The organism is Streptomyces sp. NPDC026575, from assembly GCF_055567415.1.
In genome coordinates, this window is record NZ_JBVHQM010000070.1 from 1 (window position 1) to 1280 (window position 1280).

General features: G+C 69.3%; 1 protein-coding gene. It reads right to left on the bottom strand.

The genetic code is table 11. The features are described 5' to 3' along the window. On the bottom strand, window positions 1-1280 hold a 1280-nt coding region (locus ACZ4NB_RS38700), incomplete at both ends, for an acyl carrier protein (protein ID WP_467667750.1).

Below are 1280 nucleotides of genomic sequence, written 5' to 3' on the forward strand. Positions count from 1 at the left end.
CGGGCATCCGACAACCGCTCCACCAGCAGCATGCCGACACCCTCACCCCACCCCGTACCGTCAGCGGCGTCAGCGAACGACTTGCAGCGGCCGTCGGGTGAGAGACCACGCTGTCGGCTGAATTCGATGAAGACCTCAGGGGTGGCCATCATCGCGACACCGCCGGCCAGGGCAAGCGTGCACTCGCCGGAGCGCAGCGCGTGCACGGCCAGGTGCAGGGAAATGAGCGAGGACGAGCATGCGGTGTCCACCGTGACCGAGGGACCTTCGAGACCCAGCACGTACGAGATGCGGCCGGAGGCGATGGCACCGGTGCTGCTGTTGTACGTGTAGTCGTGGTACATCATCCCCGCGAACACACCGGTGGAGCTGGAGCGCAGGGTCGTCGGGTCGATGCCCGCCCGCTCCAGCGCCTCCCATGACGCCTCCAGCAGCAGGCGCTGCTGCGGGTCCATCATCAGGGCCTCGTTGGGGCTGATGCCGAAGAAGCCCGGGTCGAACTCGTCGGCCCGGTGGAGGAAGCCGCCCTTGTTGACGTAGCTCGTGTCGGGCCGCACCCCCTGGGCGTCGTAAACGCGGTCGATGTCCCAGCCGCGGTTGACCGGGAACTCCGAGATGGCGTCACGCCCGTCGGCAACCAACTGCCACAGTTCCTCGGGGGACTCGACGTCTCCGGGATAGCGGCAGGCCATACCGATGATGGCGATCGGTTCGTTGTCGGCCGTCGCCGATACGGCAACCGGCAACGTCTCGTCGGTGGTGCCGGCAACCTCCTCCAGCAAGTACTGGGCGAGTGCTGCGGAGTTGGGGTGGTCGAATACCAGCGTGGTCGGGAGGCGCAGGCCGGTCTCGGTGGTGAGCCCGTTGCGCAACTCGACCGCGGCCAGCGAGTCGAACCCCAGGTCGCGGAAGGCCCGCTCGGGCTCGATCGCTTCGGCTCCCGCATAGCCAAGGACCTGGGCGGCCTGCGCTCGGACGAGCTGGAGCAGAGCGCCTTCCCACTCAGCCTCGGGCAGTGCCGCCAGGCGTTGGCGCAAGCTGTCGGCGCCACTCCGCGGGCCGACCGCTGTACGCCGCCGCGCGGGTACGAGTCCCCGGAACAGGACCGGTACGGAGTCCGCCTGCGCGCGCAGGGATGCGAGGTCGAGACTGACGGGTACGGTGAAGGGCGCGCCCAAGCCCACGGCGGTGTCGAACAGGGCGAGGCCCTCCTCCGCGGACAGCGGCAGCACACCCCCCTGCGACATCCGCGACCGATCGGCACTGTCCAGCGCGCCCGC